The sequence below is a fragment of the Micromonospora sp. WMMC273 genome (assembly GCF_027460285.1).
GTDB classification, from domain to species: Bacteria; Actinomycetota; Actinomycetes; order Mycobacteriales; family Micromonosporaceae; genus Micromonospora; species Micromonospora aurantiaca.
In genome coordinates this window covers 6,018,288-6,033,697 of sequence record NZ_JAPZBE010000001.1, presented here as the reverse complement: position 1 = coordinate 6,033,697, position 15,410 = coordinate 6,018,288, and the positions used below count along the sequence as shown (strand labels likewise).

Annotated in this window: 15 protein-coding genes and 1 pseudogene; 3 read left to right on the top strand and 13 right to left on the bottom strand. The window is 72.3% G+C overall.

Going from position 1 to position 15,410, the window contains the following annotated elements; all coding sequences use genetic code 11:
- Positions 1-60: 60 nt before the first annotated feature.
- From O7611_RS28040 to O7611_RS28030, 3 genes and pseudogenes are all read right to left on the bottom strand, one after another.
- On the bottom strand, positions 61-1,734 hold the full coding sequence (locus tag O7611_RS28040) for a solute symporter family protein (protein ID WP_120572582.1): 1,674 nt from the start codon (positions 1,732-1,734) through the stop codon (positions 61-63).
- Positions 1,712-2,080 carry a DUF485 domain-containing protein gene (locus O7611_RS28035; protein WP_194800346.1) on the bottom strand — a complete coding sequence of 123 codons (369 nt, stop codon included), beginning with the start codon at positions 2,078-2,080 and terminating at the stop codon, positions 1,712-1,714. The genes O7611_RS28040 and O7611_RS28035 overlap by 23 nt, the downstream gene beginning before the upstream one ends.
- A 240-nt stretch (positions 2,081-2,320) precedes the next feature.
- A pseudogene (locus O7611_RS28030) lies at positions 2,321-2,860 on the bottom strand (flavin reductase family protein); the annotation flags it as partial.
- A 46-nt stretch (positions 2,861-2,906) separates the two neighbouring features.
- Between O7611_RS28030 and O7611_RS28025 the strand changes: the two are divergent.
- Complete coding sequence (locus O7611_RS28025) at positions 2,907-3,164, top strand: hypothetical protein (protein ID WP_269697844.1); 258 nt, start codon at positions 2,907-2,909, stop codon at positions 3,162-3,164.
- Positions 3,165-3,185: 21 nt separating this feature from the next.
- Here O7611_RS28025 and O7611_RS28020 read toward each other — a convergent pair whose 3' ends face one another.
- From O7611_RS28020 to O7611_RS28010, 3 genes are read right to left on the bottom strand one after another with little or no spacing between them, the layout of a single operon-like run.
- A complete protein-coding gene (locus tag O7611_RS28020; RefSeq protein WP_269697843.1) occupies positions 3,186-3,677 on the bottom strand; it encodes an SRPBCC family protein in 492 nt (163 codons plus the stop codon).
- A complete protein-coding gene (locus tag O7611_RS28015; RefSeq protein ID WP_194800350.1) occupies positions 3,677-5,371 on the bottom strand; it encodes an ABC transporter permease in 1,695 nt (564 codons plus the stop codon). Before O7611_RS28015 ends, O7611_RS28020 begins: the two co-directional genes overlap by 1 nt.
- On the bottom strand, positions 5,356-6,120 hold the full coding sequence (locus tag O7611_RS28010; RefSeq protein WP_135242523.1) for an ABC transporter ATP-binding protein: 765 nt from the start codon (positions 6,118-6,120) through the stop codon (positions 5,356-5,358). Before O7611_RS28010 ends, O7611_RS28015 begins: the two co-directional genes overlap by 16 nt.
- A 151-nt stretch (positions 6,121-6,271) precedes the next feature.
- Here O7611_RS28010 and O7611_RS28005 point away from each other — a divergent pair, with 151 nt between their 5' ends.
- Both O7611_RS28005 and O7611_RS28000 read left to right on the top strand, forming a co-directional pair.
- Positions 6,272-6,772, top strand: a complete 501-nt coding sequence (locus O7611_RS28005) for a SigE family RNA polymerase sigma factor (protein WP_269697842.1) — start codon at positions 6,272-6,274, stop codon at positions 6,770-6,772.
- Entirely contained in the window at positions 6,765-7,619 is an 855-nt protein-coding gene (locus O7611_RS28000; protein ID WP_269697840.1) for a hypothetical protein, read from the top strand. Before O7611_RS28005 ends, O7611_RS28000 begins: the two co-directional genes overlap by 8 nt.
- A 44-nt stretch (positions 7,620-7,663) precedes the next feature.
- Here O7611_RS28000 and O7611_RS27995 read toward each other — a convergent pair whose 3' ends face one another.
- The 7 genes from O7611_RS27995 to O7611_RS27965 all read right to left on the bottom strand — a co-directional run bounded on the left by O7611_RS27995 (position 7,664) and on the right by O7611_RS27965 (position 15,386).
- Positions 7,664-9,304: a sodium/solute symporter gene (locus O7611_RS27995; protein WP_194800352.1), complete on the bottom strand. Its 1,641-nt coding sequence runs from the start codon at positions 9,302-9,304 to the stop codon at positions 7,664-7,666.
- Positions 9,304-9,654, bottom strand: a complete 351-nt coding sequence (locus tag O7611_RS27990; RefSeq protein ID WP_194800436.1) for a DUF485 domain-containing protein — start codon at positions 9,652-9,654, stop codon at positions 9,304-9,306. The genes O7611_RS27995 and O7611_RS27990 overlap by 1 nt, the downstream gene beginning before the upstream one ends.
- A 262-nt stretch (positions 9,655-9,916) precedes the next feature.
- The gene (locus O7611_RS27985; protein ID WP_228531859.1) at positions 9,917-10,579 is read right to left on the bottom strand and encodes a DUF5701 family protein; all 663 of its coding nucleotides are present in this window, start codon (positions 10,577-10,579) and stop codon (positions 9,917-9,919) included.
- Between the two features lie 95 nt (positions 10,580-10,674).
- On the bottom strand, positions 10,675-11,442 hold the full coding sequence (locus O7611_RS27980) for a LytR/AlgR family response regulator transcription factor (protein WP_013289288.1): 768 nt from the start codon (positions 11,440-11,442) through the stop codon (positions 10,675-10,677).
- The gene (locus O7611_RS27975) at positions 11,439-12,662 is read right to left on the bottom strand and encodes a sensor histidine kinase (RefSeq protein WP_194800354.1); all 1,224 of its coding nucleotides are present in this window, start codon (positions 12,660-12,662) and stop codon (positions 11,439-11,441) included. Before O7611_RS27975 ends, O7611_RS27980 begins: the two co-directional genes overlap by 4 nt.
- A gap of 33 nt (positions 12,663-12,695) precedes the next feature.
- Complete coding sequence (locus O7611_RS27970) at positions 12,696-14,201, bottom strand: sugar transferase (RefSeq protein WP_262012985.1); 1,506 nt, start codon at positions 14,199-14,201, stop codon at positions 12,696-12,698.
- A gap of 324 nt (positions 14,202-14,525) precedes the next feature.
- The gene (locus tag O7611_RS27965) at positions 14,526-15,386 is read right to left on the bottom strand and encodes an Fpg/Nei family DNA glycosylase (protein WP_269697839.1); all 861 of its coding nucleotides are present in this window, start codon (positions 15,384-15,386) and stop codon (positions 14,526-14,528) included.
- Positions 15,387-15,410 lie beyond the last annotated feature (24 nt).

The window sequence follows — 15,410 nt, the reverse complement described above, 5'->3', positions numbered from 1 at the left end:
AGCCTATACACGCGAGGCGGGGCCCCCGCGTAAGGCAGGGGCCCCGCTCGACCGTGGTGCTCAGTGGGCGCCGGCTCCGGTGAGCGAGCGCACCTCCAGCTCCGCGTACTTCTCCTCGTCGCTCTCCTTGGACAGGATCGTGCCGAGCCAGCCGCACAGGAAGCCGAACGGGATCGAGATGATGCCCGGGTTCGACAGCGGGAACCACTGCCAGTCGTGGTCGGGGAACATCGCCGTCGGCGCGCCGGAGACGACCGGCGAGAAGAAGACGAGCACCACGGCGGCGAGCAGGCCGCCGTAGATGGCCCAGACCGCGCCCGAGGTGTTGAACCGCTTCCAGAACAGGCTGTAGAGGATTGCCGGCAGGTTGCCCGACGCGGCCACCGCGAACGCCAGTGCGACCAGGAACGCCACGTTCAGGTTCTGCGCGTAGATCGACAGGACGATCGACACCGCGCCGATCACCAGCGCGGAGATCCGGGCGACGTTCACCTCCTGCCGCTCCGACGCCTGCCCGTTCTTCATCACGTTGGCGTAGAAGTCGTGCGCCAGGCTGGACGACGACGCCAGGGTGAGTCCGGCGACCACCGCGAGGATCGTGGCGAACGCGACCGCCGCGATGATCGCCAGCAGTGTGGCGCCGCCCAGGTTCCCGCCGAGGAAGTCCACACCCAGTGCCTCGGCGAGCTGTGGCGCCGCCGTGTTGCCCGCCTTGTCCTGCTCGGTGATCGCCTGCCCGCCGACGATCGCCGCCGCGCCGAAGCCCAGCGCCAGGGTGAGCAGGTAGAACGTGCCGATGATGCCGATCGCCCAGAGCACGCTCTTACGGGCCGCCCGTGCGGTCGGCACGGTGTAGAAGCGGATCAGGATGTGCGGCAGGCCGGCCGTGCCGAGGACCAGTGCGATGCCCAGCGAGAGCAGGTCCATCTTGCTGTAGAAGGTCTTCAGTGCGTCGCCGGGTGTCTCCACGCCGTAGCGCAGCCCGGGTTCGAGGAACGCCGCTCCCTTGCCCGAGGCGCTGGCCGCGTCGCCGAGCAGCGAGGACAGGTTGAACTTGTACTTGGCGAGCACCAGCAGCGTCATCGCCAGCGCGCCGCCCATCAGCAGGAACGCCTTGACGATCTGGACGTACGTGGTGCCCTTCATGCCGCCGACGGTCACGTAGATGATCATCAGGGCGCCGACCATGATGATGGTGGCGACCTTCGCGGTGTCGGCGTCCATGCCGAGGAACGTGGTGCCCGGCTTGATGCCGAGCAGCAGGGCGACGAGCGCGCCGGCGCCGACCATCTGGGCCAGCAGGTAGAAGATCGACACCGTGATGGTGGAGACCGCCGCCGCGGTCCGGACCGGCCGCTGCCGCATCCGGAACGCCAGGACGTCCGCCATCGTGTACCGGCCGGAGTTGCGCAGCAGTTCGGCCACGAGCAGCAGCGCCACCAGCCAGGCGACCAGGAAGCCGATCGAGTAGAGGAAGCCGTCGTAGCCGTAGAGCGCGATGATGCCGGCGATACCCAGGAAGGACGCCGCCGACATGTAGTCGCCGCCGATCGCCATGCCGTTCTGGAAGCCGGAGAAGGACCGGCCGCCGGCGTAGAAGTCGGTGGCGGTCTTGGTCTGCCGGCTGGCCCAGACGGTGATCGCCAGCGTGATCGCCACGAAGACCAGGAACAGCGTGATGGTGAGGTTCCGGGCGGTGGTGCTGCCCGCCTCAGCCGCGAGGACCGTGTTCATGGGTCACCTCCCCCATCTCGTCGCGGAGCCGGTCGGCGACCGGATCGATCCGGCGGCTGGCGAACCGCGAGTAGAACCAGGCGATGAGGAACGTGGAGACGAACTGGAGCAGGCCGAAGACCAGGGCGACGTTGATGTTGCCGATCAGCTTCGTGCCCATGAATCCCCGCGCGTACGCGGAGAGGATGACGTAGAGCGCGTACCACAGGAAGAACGCGACGGTCATCGGGAAGACGAAGCCGCGCAGCGTGCGCCGCAACCCGGCGAACTCGTCCGACCGCTGGACGGCGAGGTACCGTTCCGCCGCCGACTCGGCGGGTGCGGACGCGGGTGTGTCCGTGGACATCTGTGGATCACCACCTTCGCAAGGCGTGGGGGGAGTTTCGCGCACGGTAAAGAGCGCGCTCCCGGCCCGGGAAGGCTCCGCCGAGGGCCGGTCGACGCTTGCGCCGAACGGCACCCCCACTGCGCCCAGTGACCCACGTCACTCCGCTAACCGGTCACCCCCACCCCGTCGATCATGAGGTTGACGGCGACAAATCGAACGCGGAACGCGGCCAACCTCATGATCGACGGAGCGGAGGGGTCAGCCGGGGAGGTCGCGGTAGCGGCCCCGGTAGTGCAGCAGCGGGGGTGTGTCACGGGGCAGGTCCACCGATTCGATCGTCGCCTCCACCAGCAGGGCCCAGCCGTACTCGCGGGCGGTGTCCAGGCGGCAGCCCGCCCACCCGCCGGCGTCCGCGGGCACCGGCCCGTACGGCGTCTCGGTCCAGGCGTCCAGCGCGAACAGGCCACCGGGCGACGGGAACAGTCCGGCGAAACGGTCGGCGAGCTGCCGGTGCTGCGGGCCCAGCGGGGCCACCGCGAACCGTCCCGCCTCCTCGATCGCCGCCCACAGGTCCGACTCCGCGTCGACCAGACCGAGCAGCCGGTCCGGCTCGCCCTCGGCGACCAGCGTGGAGGAGACGGTCAGCCCGGCCGGGCCGGGCGCGGTCCAGAGCGTCACCGGGGCGGCCAGCCGGCCGCGCAGCCGGCGTACCGGCGAGCGTTGCGCGGTCGGTGCCGCGAACGGGTCGGTGGAGTGGATCTGCGCGCCCGGCTCTGGATTCACGTGAAACATTGTGCCGCCCGCCGGCGGGCGAGGTTCGACGGAACGCCCTACCCTTCCGGGCATGAATCTCATCCCCCCGCAGCAGCTCGCCCAGGAACGGGTGGTCACCGCCGACGCCGTCCTCGGCGGCCAGGTCGACCTGCGCGCCTATCCGCACCGGCACCTGCTGCTCCGGGCGAACAACACCTGGGGTCGCCGGGCGTTCCAGCCGCTGATGGAAGCGGTCGAGCACCTGTCCAACTACGGCTGGGAGCTGGTCACCATGACCAGCGTCGGCGACGGCCACCACGTCTACGCGGCGATGCGCCGCACCGCCTGACGGCGGGCCGAGACGCGCGGATCAATCGTCGGCGAGCAACCGGCGGGCGGCGGCCAGCACCTCCGGGTCGGCGCAGCCGTCCGCGTACCCGGCGATCCGGCGCCGGATGTCGCGCCCGAGCAACCACTCCCCGATCCGCTCGGCGACCGGGCGCAGGAACGCCGGGCGGCAGCGGAAGTTGTACCGCCACGTCGCGATCGTGGTGCCGGGATCGGGGCCGGGCGCGAACCGCCAGCCGCCGCCGAACCGTTCGAAGAACCACGGTCCGCGCACCATCTTCATGCCGACGTTCGTCGGCGGCGACCAGGAGACGTACTCGCTGACCATGACCAGGCCGTGCCGGGAGCGGGTGTACGTGCGCACGCCCCGGCCGGGCCGCGTCGCACCGTCGACGAAGTGCTGTTCCCGGACGAACGGGTCCCAGCGGTACCGCACCGGGGCGGTGGTCTGGGAGACGGCGAACGCCAGCTCCGGGGGAACGGGGACGGTGGTGACCGCCTCGACGACCGGCATCAGCGCCTCGGGGTGACGTTGGCGAGCAGCTCCGGCTGCCGGTGGTCGAGCGTGTCCCCGGCCATGTACGCGCCGAGCAGTGCCGCGCCCCCGCCGTACGCCAGGCCGAGCGGCAGCGCCAGCCAGAGCCACACGTCGCCGAGCAGCGCGGCGGCCACCACGAACGGCACCGCCACCACCGCCGAGCCGATCATGGAGACCAGCGTGAGCAGACCCTTGGTGAAGCCCGCGCCGCTGTTCAGGGCGAACGGGTTGCTCGACTCGGGCAGCGAGTACGCGCCGAGCACGGAGACGAATGCGTTGATCGCCAGCCCGCAGCCGTACGCCGCGAACAACGCGCCACCCATCACGCCGAGCCATTCGGGCCGGCCGAGGACGATCGCCAGCGCCACCGCGATCACCACGAGCATCGGCACCACGTAGATCGAGAACGCGGCCATCCGCGCCCGCAGCTCCACCCGCCCCGGCACACCGGCGACCACGTTCGCCGCGTACGAGCTGCCGTCGAAGCCGAACTGGTTGGCGAGCGTCAACGACGCGAGCGCCCCCACGAAGATCATGGTGAGGCTGACCATCGCCGGTGAGGAATCGGCTGTGGCCTGGTCGAACGCGGCGCCGCCCTCGGACAGGAACGCGGGGCCGCCCAGGTTGACCATCAGCGGCACGAACACGCCGACCACGGCGATGGTGATCAGGTTGGCCCGGCGGCGGGCGTCCCGCCACCAGTAGCGGCACTCCCGGGCGACGATCGCGCCGAACCGGTCCCGCCGGGCCCAGCCCACCGCGCGGGGGAAGAGCTGCGCGACCGCGCCGCCGGCCACAGCGCGCGGCGTCCGCGCGGGGCCGCTGCTCGCCGCGCCCACCATCGCCGTCTCCAGCGACCGGGACCACCAGAACAGGAGTACGCCGAGCGTCGCGAGCGCGATCAGCAGCTTCACCACCGCCGCGCCGGCCCGGCCCTGGGCCACGTCCAGACCAGCGGTCCACGGTGCGCCGAACGGCGTCCAGCCGACCACCCCTGCCACTCCGTCCAGCCGGTCCCAGTCGGTCTGCCGTACCGCGGCGAGCACCAGCAACTGCAACGGCCCGAGCAGCGCGGCCAGCACCGCGAGCAGCACGGCGGCCAGGTCGCGGACCCGGCGGGAGCGCAGCATCGTCGCGAACGCACTGGTCAGCGCCCGGGCACCGGCCAGGCAGACGAGCAGCCCGACGACCACGCCGAGCACGCCGACCAGTGCGGCCGCCCACCCACCGAGCGCGCCGGCGGTGACCACCAGCCCGGCCGCCGTGATCGCCGTCGCCAGCGCCGGCACGCTCACCAGCGCGGCGGCGAGCAGGCCGGTGACCAGGGTGCGGCGGGACAGCGGCAGCAGCGCGAACCGGGCCGGGTCGAGCGTCTCGTCCACGCCGAAGAAGACGAGCGGCAGGAGCAGCCAGCCGAGCGTGAGCAGGCCACCGCCGAAGGCGGCGATCATCAACGCGTACCGGGACTCACCGGCCAGGCCCGGAGCGGCCAGCAGGAAGAACCCGACGGCGGCGAACCAGAGCCCGAACAGCAGGCCGAGGACGAACAACGCGACCCGCCACGTCTGGCCCCGGAAGTTGTTGCCGAGCACCCGCAGCTTGAGCCGGACGAAGTGCCAGGGCGACACCCGCCGGGCCGGGCGCTCGGGCACGGTCACCGGGACAGCCACGACAGCTCCTCGCCGGTGGCGGTCCGGCCGCCGACCACCTCCACGAAGACGTCCTCCAGCGACCGGTCGCCGCGCACCTCGGTGAGCGTGCCCACCCGCTTGATCCGGCCCTCGGCCAGGATCGCCACGTGGGAGCAGAGCCGCTCGACCACCTCCATCACGTGGCTGGAGAAGATCACCGTCCCGCCGCCGCCGACGTACCGGTGCAGGATGTCGCGGATCAGCGCCGCCGAGACCGGGTCGACCGCCTCGAACGGCTCGTCCAGCACCAGCAGGCGCGGACCGTGCAGCAGCGCGCAGGCCAGCCCGATCTTCTTCTTCATGCCGGCCGAGTAGTCGACCACGAGCGTGCGGCCGGCGTCGGAGAGCGCCAGCACGTCGAGCAGCTCCGCCGCCCGCTGGTCGACCACCGCCGGGTCCATGCCGCGCAGCAGACCGTGGTACGCCAGCAGCTCCGCCCCGCTCAGCCGGTCGAAGAGGCGTACGCCGTCCGGCATCACGCCGAGCAGGCTCTTGGCGCGTACCGGGTCGGCCCAGACGTCGTACCCGAGGACCCGCGCCTCACCGGCGTCGGGCCGCAGCAGGCCGACGGCCATGGAGAGGGTCGTGGTCTTGCCCGCGCCGTTCGGGCCGAGCAGGCCGTAGAACGAGCCGGTCGGCACCGCGAGGTCGACGCCCGCCACCGCGACCTTGGTGTCGAAGCGCTTGGCCAGACCACGAAGGGACAGTGCCGGGTGCTGATCGGTCATGGTCCGACCGTATCGGGCTCCGGCCAGCGGCCGCTCGGGCGGCAGGATGATCTCGCATCATCCCTGAGAGGTACGAGTCGCATTGCCGACGGCCTGCAACCGGCGACCCGGGCGGTGGGTGTCAGTCCCAGGGACGGCAGCGGGGAGAGACATGGATCCGGACAGTGCGTTCGAGGAGTTCTACCGGAGCAGCAGACAACGCGTGGTGACGGTGCTGTACGCGCTCGGCGGTGACCGGGCCGAGGCGCAGGACGCCGCCCAGGAGGCGTACGCGCGGGCCTGGCAACGCTGGTCGCAGGTCAGCGAGTACGACGACCCGGAGGCATGGGTCCGTACCGTGGGCCACCGCCTGCTGGTCAACCGGTGGCGCAAGGTGCGCAACAGCGTCGTCGCCTACCGGCGGCACGGTCCACCACCGCCGGTGCGGCCACCCTCGGAGAACACCGTGGCGCTGGTCGCCGCACTGCGGCAGCTCTCCGCGGACCAGCGGCAGGCAGTGGTCCTCTATCACCTGGCCGACCTCTCGGTCGCGGAGATCGCCGCGCAGACCGGCGTACCCAGCGGGACGGTCAAGGCTCGCCTCTCCCGGGGCCGCAAGGCCCTCGCCGCCCTGCTCGACATGACCCTGCCGGAGGAGATCCGCAATGCCTGATCCGATCTTCTCGGACCTCTACCGGGACACCGAGCACCTCGTCTGGCCACCCACCGAGCAGGTGCGGCGTCGAGGCCGGCAGCGGACGCGGCGTATCCAGCTCGCCGCCGGTCTGGCCGCCGCGGTAGCGGTGGGCGTCGTCGCGTCAGGTGTGGCGCTGGCCCGTCCCGACGCCGCACCGCCACCCGTGCCGCCGGCCACCGTCGTTCCCACCCCGCCGAAACCGACGCCGGCGCCCACGCCGAGTTCCACGCCGTCGGCCGAGCCGTCCGAGAGCGGGTCGCCGACGCCGAGCCGCACCACCGGACGGCCACCCGGCACGACCGGCGGCGAGACCGGCCGCGCGCCGACCAGGACGATTCCGGCGGCGGCGATGCTTCAGCTCGCCGACCTGCCGACGGGCTTCACGATGACGACAAAGGTGGAGGGGGACTGGTCCCTGGAGTCCGTGACCATCTATTGCGAGAACGAGTCGCCGGCGCTGAACGCCGGTCAGGTGGCCAGCAGGTCGGTGCAGTTCGACTCACCCAGCGACTGGATCGTCGAGCGGGTGACGCGGCACTCGGGCACCTCGGCCGACACTGTCATGAAGCGGGTCCGCCAGTTGGTCACGGGCTGCCGGCCGACGCGCCCGGAGGACTCGTTGTCCATCATGGCGGAGTCGCTCGGCGGCGACGACGCGGTGCTCGTGGGCGGCGACATGGGGACGCCTGCCCGCTGGGTGGTGGTGCGGCAGGGCGACCTGGTCGCCCAACTGCGAGTCGATCATCAGACCACGCCGAGCGAGGCCAGGCGAGTGGTCGGGTGGGTGGTCAACCGCCTCTGCGCCGGCACGGACACCTGCTGACCGGTGCTCGGGTGTGCGGCGTGGCCGGCGCGAGCGGCCCCGCCTCACAGGCGCAGGGACTCCGGGGTGTGCAGGCGGAGCATGGTCGCGCGGACGTCGCGGGGCAGCCGCCGCCGGCTCGCCATCGACACGACCACCATGACGGTGAACGCCAGCGGCACCGTCCACGCCGCCGGCTGGGTGGTCAGCGTCGCCGGCCAGCCGGTCAACGGCGGGCCCAGCACGGTGAGCAGGACCGCACCGACCGCCGCGCCGCCGCCGACCAGCACCCCGGCGGCGGCGCCCAGGTCGGTCAGGCCGCGCCACCAGATGCCGAGCACCAGCAGCGGGCAGAAACTGGACGCGGCCACCGCGAACGCCAGCCCCACCACCTGCGACACGTCCAGCCCGGAGACGTTCAGGGAGAGCACCGCCGGCACCCCACCGGCGATCACCGTGGCGAGCCGGAACCCGCGTACCGAGCCGCGGCCCAGCACGTCCGTCGAGATCACCCCGGCGACGCTGGTGAGCAGGCCGGACGAGGTGGACAGGAACGCCGCGAACGCGCCGGCCGCGACCAGCGCGGCGAGCAGCCGACCGGTCGTGCCGTCGCCGAGCGCCGCACCGGGCAGCAGCACCACCACCGCGTCGGTCTGGCCGCTCACCAGCAGTTGCGGGGTGTAGATGCGGCCAAGCACGCCGTAGACCGTCGGCAGCAGATAGAAGACGCCGACCAGCGCCAGCACCACGAGCGTGGTCCGGCGGGCGGCGGCGCCGTCGGGGTTGGTGTAGAAGCGGACCAGCACGTGCGGCAGGCCCATCGTGCCGAGGAACGTGGCCAGGATCAGGGAGTACGTGGCGAACAGTCCCCTGTCGTCCTCGCCCGCGGTGTCCGGCAGCAGCCATTCGGTGACGCCGGTCGCCGCGCCGGACACCTCCGGCACCGGGTCACCGGCGGCGAACTCGAGGCGGTCGCCGGGGCGTACCTCCCGGATGTCACCGTCGGGCAGGGTGAGCGTCGCGCGGTGCTCGACCACGACTGTGGTCGCGGTCCGGAACGTCGGCCCGTCGGGTGGGGTCACCGCGGGGCGGGCGTCGGCCTGCCACTGCAATGCCAGGAAGACCGCGGGTACGGCGAGCGCGGTGAGCTTCAGCCAGTACTGGAACGCCTGCACGAACGTGATCGCCCGCATGCCGCCCAGCGCCACGTTCGCCGTCACCACCACGGCGACCAGCAGCGCCCCGAGCGGATACGGCGAGCCGGTGAGCGTGGCCAGCGTCAGCCCGGCGCCCTGCAACTGCGGCACCAGGTAGAGCCAGCCGATGAAGATCACGAAGACGGTGGCGAGCGTGCGCAGCCGGCGGGAACCGAGCCGCACCTCGCAGAAGTCGGGCAGCGTGAACGCGCCGGAGCGGCGCAGCGGCGCGGCCACGAACAGCAGCAGCGCGAGGTATCCGGCCGCGAAGCCGACCGGGTACCAGAGCACGTCCACGCCGTACTTGAGGATCAGCCCGGCGACGCCGAGGAAGCTCGCCGCCGACAGGTACTCCCCGCCGATCGCGGCGGCGTTCCAGGTCGGGCTGACCGCCCGGGACGCGACCAGGAAGTCCGAGGTGGTGCGGGCCAGCCGCAGCCCGTAGAAGCCGATGCCGACGGTGACCAGGGTGACGGCGACGATCGCCGGGACCACGTAGCCGTTTGACATCAGCGTTCCGGCCGTCGAATCAGGTCGACGAAGTCCTGCTCGTTTCGTTCGGCCAGGCGCACGTACGCCCAGCCGACCACGATCAGGAACGGGAAGGACACGACGCCGAGCAGCAGCCACGGCAGGTTGACCCCGAGCACGGTGACCCGGCCTACGGTGGGTGCGATGGCGAACAGCCACGGCAGGCCGCCGAGCGCGACCAGCACCAGCAGGCTGAGCCGCAGCGCGAGGGAGAGCTGGGCGCGCATCAGCCCCTGCACCAGCGTCTCACCGACCGGGGTCTGCTGGGTCAGCTCGGAGCGGGTGCGGTCGGCCGGATTGCCGACCCGGGAGACCTCGGCCAGCACGATCCGGGTCCGCTTCGGCGCGGCGGCCGGCGCCGGCGCGCTTCCCGGCTCGGCGGTAGGTGGGGACGCGCGCGGACCGGGAACCGGGGCGGCCTCGGTGGGCCGCCCCGTCAGATGCTGTTCCTCGGCTCCGGTCACCTCCGGCAGTCTCGCCCGCTCAGCGGGAATGTCAAGAGCACGGTTCCGAGCCCTGTGCACAACCTGTGGATAACGCTTCACTGTTGTGGATAACCCGGTGGATGACGCGGAGACGTTGTGGACGGCCTCAGCCCAGGGCCACCCGTACCGGGTTGGCGGTCGCCGAGCCGAGCCAGGTGTGCGGGTTGCCGAACCAGCACCAGCCGAGCTTCGGCGCGCCCTGGCTGATCCACAGCGCGGGCACCCGGCGGTCGCCGCAGCGCGACCCCACGAGCGAGAAGCACCTGTTGCTCGCCAGTGCCTGCGGGTGCAGCGTGACGAACGCCAGCCCTTCGTCGATGGTGATCGGCAGCCGGTCCTTCGCGGTCATGTCCTCCAGCGCTGCCGACGGCGGCACGTTGCGGTACTCCTCGCCCCGGTCCACGTCGAACAGCAGGTACGCGGGCCCGGCGGGCACCTCCAACTCCTTGATCGGGTGGAAGGTGGGCAGGTCGTCGGCGGGGAAGTTGCGGTCGAGGACGCCGGTCTTGCGCTTGCCGGCCAGCGTGGTGAGCGCGATGCGCTCCGGCACCGGCACCAGTTCCCGCGTGGTCACCAGCAGGAACGGCACCCGCGCGTCGGTGGGCCCGGCCAGGCCGGCGGCACCGGTGACCGCCGCGTCCCGCAGCGGGGTGAGCAGCGTCCGGAACTCCTCCTCGGTCTGCCCGGCCAGTGCCGGGTAGCCGAGCTGCACGAGGCGGTCGAGTTGGCTGTCGAATTCGGTAGCGGCGTCGAAGCGGTCGTCGGACATGCGGTCCCCCACCCTGTCGTACGGTCTGCCGTACATTGTACGCCAGCGCGCGGCAGCGACAAGCCGACGACCGCGCGCCGACGGCGGCCCGGCCCTCAGCGACTCCAGTCCTGCTTCGCGGCACGCACCAGCTTGTCCTTCAGCTCCCGGGTGTGCCGGCGGCTCACCGGCAGCTCCGATCCGTCGATCACCACCACGTAACCGGAGTTGACCAGCCGCAGCTCGGCGATGAGCCGCAACTGCACCAGATACGAGCGGTGAATCCGGACGAAACCGGCGTCGGCCCAGCGCTCGGCCAGCGTCGCCAGCGAGACCCGGACCAGGTGCGACCCCTCCGCCGTGTGCAGCCGCGCGTAGTCGCCCTGCGCCTCCACCCACCGCACCGCCGAGCGGGGCAGCATCCGGGTGGTGCCGGCCAGCTCGATCGGGATGGTCGGATCCTCCTCCGCCCGGGCCAGCGCGGCCGGATGCGACGGCACCACCCGGGAGCCGATCACCCGGCGCAGCGACTCGGCCAGCCGCTCGGCGCGTACCGGCTTGCGCACGTAGTCGGTGGCGCCCAGGTCGAACGCGTCCACCGCGCCGTCGTCGTACGCGGTGACGAACACGATCGCCGGCGGCCGGGCGAACCGGCGCAGGACGCGGGCCAGCTCCATGCCGTCCAGCCCCGGCATCCGGATGTCGAGGAACACCACGTCCACGTCGTCGTCGCGCAGCACCCGCAGCGCCTCGGTCGCGTCCCCGGCCGTGTGCAGCCGGGCCACCCGGGGATCGGCGCGCAGGTGGTACGCCAGCTCGTCGAGTGCGGGCGGCTCGTCGTCCACCGCCAGCACCCGGAGGAATCCGGTGCCGGTGACTGTCACGACGACGCCCGGACGCCGGGGTGGAACTTCGGTACGCGCATGCTGACCTTCGTACCCGAACCCAGGCCGGTCTCCACGACCAGGCCGAACCCGTCCCCGAAGACCGACCGGAGCCGTTCGTCGACGTTCGAGAGGCCGACGTGCTGCCCCGGGTCGTCGGCCGGGTCGCCGGTCGCGCCCGACACCTCGGCGATGCCGGCGGTAAGCGTCGTCGGATCCATCCCCACCCCGTCGTCCTCCACCGTGATGTGACACTCCGCGCCCGCGTCCCGGGCCTCGATGCTCACCATGCCGGTGCCCGGCTTGCGGGACAACCCGTGGCGGACCGCGTTCTCCACGAGCGGCTGGAGGCAGAGGAACGGCAACGTCACCGGAAGCACCTCCGGCGCGATCTGGAGGCGAACCTGGAGCCGCTCGCCGAAACGCGCCCGCTCGATGGTCAGGTAGCGGTCGATCGAGCGCAGCTCCTCGGCGAGCGTGGTGAACTCGCCGTGCGCCCGGAACGAGTAACGGGTGAACTCGGCGAACTCCAGGATCAGTTCCCGCGCCCGCTCCGGGTCGGTGCGCACGAACGAGCCGATCGCGGTCAGCGCGTTGTAGATGAAGTGCGGGCTGATCTGGGCGCGCAACGCGCGTACCTCGGCCCGCGCCAGCCGCTCCCGCGACGACTCCAGCTCGGCCAGCGCGAGCTGGTCACCGGCCCAGTGCGCGGTCTCCAGCGTCGCCTGCACCAGACCCGGGGCCGGGCGCTCGTCGGCCACCGCCACCAGCGCCCCGACCACCCGCCCGTCCGCGCGCAGCGGCGCCACCACCGCGCCGCGTACCGGACAGTCGACCAGGTCGCAGCGCAGCTCCGACTCGCCCAGCACGGTCGAGCGCCCGCCCTCGGCCGCCCGCCGGGCCGCCGCGACCAGCTGGTCACCGTGGTGCGCGCCCTGCCCGTCGATCGCGAGCAACGCGTCCCGGTCCGTCAGCGCCAGCCCGGCCGCGCCGACGAGGGCCCGCAGATGGCGTACGGCCTTCGCCGCGTCCGCCTCGGTCAGGCCGGCGCGCAGCGGCTCGGCGGCGAGCCCCGCGGTGTGCAGCACCTCGTACGTGGCCCGCTGCGTGGCGGTGGCGATGCCCCGCCGGCCGCGCAGCCGCAGCACCGCCCAGAGCGCCGCGGCCAACGCGGTGACCAGCGAGACGACGGCGAAGACGGCGGAGAGGTTGCCACCCACGCAGCGATCCTGCCGGGTGCCGGCCCGGTAGCGCTAGTACGCGCCCTTGCGGGCCAGCACCACGCCCACGGTCCGCCACAGGATGCTCAGGTCGTACGCCAGCGACCAGTTGTCGACGTAGTAGAGGTCGAGCCGGACCGCCTCGTCCCAGGACAGGTCGGAACGGCCGGAGACCTGCCACAGACCGGTCATGCCCGGCCGGACCAGCAGCCGGCGGCGGACGTCGCCCAGGAAGTCGCCGTCGTCGGCGGGCAGCGGGCGCGGGCCGACGAGCGACATCTCGCCCCAGAGCACGTTGATCAGCTGGGGCAGTTCGTCCAGCGACGTGGCGCGCAGGAAGCGGCCCACCGGGAAGACCCGGGGGTCCTGCTTCATCTTGAACAGCATGCCGTCGGTCTCGTTGCGGTCGACCAGGCCGGCCAGCCGCTCCTCGGCGTCGACGTACATGGTCCGGAACTTCCAGACCCGGAACGTCCGCCCCTCGTGCCCCACCCGGGGCTGGCGGAAGAAGACCGGCCCGGGGTCGGAGATCCGGATGGCCACGGCGACGGCGAGGAAGAGCGGGACCAGCAGCAGCAGGCCCAGTCCGGCGGCGACCCGGTCCATCAGGTTCTTGGCCAGCAGCGCCGGCCCGGACAGGGTCGGCTCCTCGACGTGCAGCAGCGGCAGGCCCTCGATCGGGCGGATGTGCACCCGGGGACCGGCGATGTCGGTGAGCTGGGGCGCGACCACCAGGTCGACGCCGGAGCCCTCCAGCTGCCAGGCCAGCCGGCGCAGCTCACCCGGCTCGGCGCTGGCCGAGCCGCAGACCGCGATGGTGTCGCCGCCGACCTCACGTACCAGGGCCAGGACGTCCCGGCCCGCGTACACCGGCACCGGGGTCTCCAGGCCGCGCGCGGCGGCGTACCCGTCGGTGAGGTGGATGGCCACCGGCACCAGGCCGACGGACGGGTTCCGGGTGACAGTGGTGTAGACCTCCAGGCACTCCGGAAGCGTGCCGACCAGCACCATCCGGTGCCCGGCGTGGCCAGCGCGGCGGCGCAGCGTGTGCAGGCAGGCCCGGGCGATCATGCGGACGAGCAGGATCAGTAGCAGGGCGCCGAGCAGCGCGAAGCCGACCGTCCACCGGGACAGGGTGGTCTTCGTGGCGAAGGCGAGGAAGGAGACCGTCGCGGCGACCGCCACGCCGGCCCGGATCACCCGCTTGTACTCGTCCGGGCCGAGCCCCAGGTAGCGCCGGTCGTAGGCCCGGTTGCCCCAGAGGATGAGCACCCAGCCGAGCGGCAGGAGCACGAACGCCACTGTGTAGAACCACGCCTCGGGCGCGTCGCGGAAGCCGGAGGCGGCCTGCTCGAAGATCTGTACGGCCAGGAAGCTGGCCAGGGCGGCCGCACCGAAGTCCAGCAGCAGCAGGAGGGCGATGTACGGCCGGTGCCACCGGGACACCCGGCGGCGGGCGCGGGCCCACGCCGACCGCGGTACGCCGTTGTGCGACGGCGGAGTCGGCGGCTGGATCTCAAAGCTGTCGACGTGCCGCACGCTCTTGCTCCGGCCTCTGTCGGTTACCGGGCGCTGGAGGCTTGTCGTCACCTCAACCCATGTCCTCCCGCATGACCCGCGTCCTCACTCGCCGTGAGGGCCCGGGTCGCTCACCGTCCCAGTCTCCCACGCGGGCCCGGCCCGGACCGGCCCCCGCGAGGAAGCCGTTCCGCTGGTGCTCGGTGAGATCTGGCCGGCTCCGAATCAGTTGTGAAGCCGGGGACCGAGCCACTATACCGATGGATGACGACTCAGGTAGAGGGGCGGACCGGACCTTCGGCGATCGCCGGTCGATTCCGCTCGGTAACCGGCGAATCCAGTTACTCACCGTACGAGCCGGGACAACCTTCGGTCAGCCAGCGGCTTGCCGCCGGTCTGACAGGTGGGGCAGTACTGGAGGCTCGAATCGGCGAACGATACCTCCCGCACGGTGTCGCCGCAGACCGGACACGGCAGCCCCTTCCGGGCGTGCACCTTCAGGCCCGAACGCTTCTCGCCCTTCAGCTCCGCGGCCCGCTGGCCCATCGACCGGCGCACCGCGTCGCCGAGGACCGTGCGCGTCGCCGCGTGCAGGCCGGCGAGCTGGTCGTCGGTGAGCCGGTCGGTGATCGCGAACGGCGAGAGCCGCGCCGCGTGCAGGATCTCGTCGGAGTACGCGTTACCGACCCCGGCCAGCACCGACTGGTCGGTCAGCACGCCCTTCACCTGGCCCTTACGGCTGCGCAGCCGCTCGGCGAAGGTGGGGAGATCCGCCTCCAGCGCGTCCGGCCCGAGCTTCGCCACCCCCGGCACCGTCGCCGGGTCGGTGACCAGGTAGGCGGCCAGCTTCTTCTGGGTGCCGGCCTCGGTCAGGTCGAAACCGGAGCCGTCGTCGAGGCGTACGCGCACCGCGATCGGGCCCTTGCCGGGCCGCAGCGGGGCCGCCGACGGGAACGCCTCCCGGTAGTGCAGCCAGCCCGCCCGGGCCAGGTGGACCACCAGGTGCAGGCCCTCGTCGAACCGGACGTCCAGGAACTTGCCGTACCGGCCGGCGCCGGTCACGGCGCGGCCGGCGACCGCGCTCGGCGGCGGGTCGTACGTCTTCAGCGCGTTGATCGCGGCGACCTCGAACCGCTCGACGCGGCGGCCCACCGCACGCTCGCGCAGGTAACCGGCGAGCGCTTCCACCTCCGGTAGTTCGGGCACGGTACAACGGTAGCCTTCTTTCCC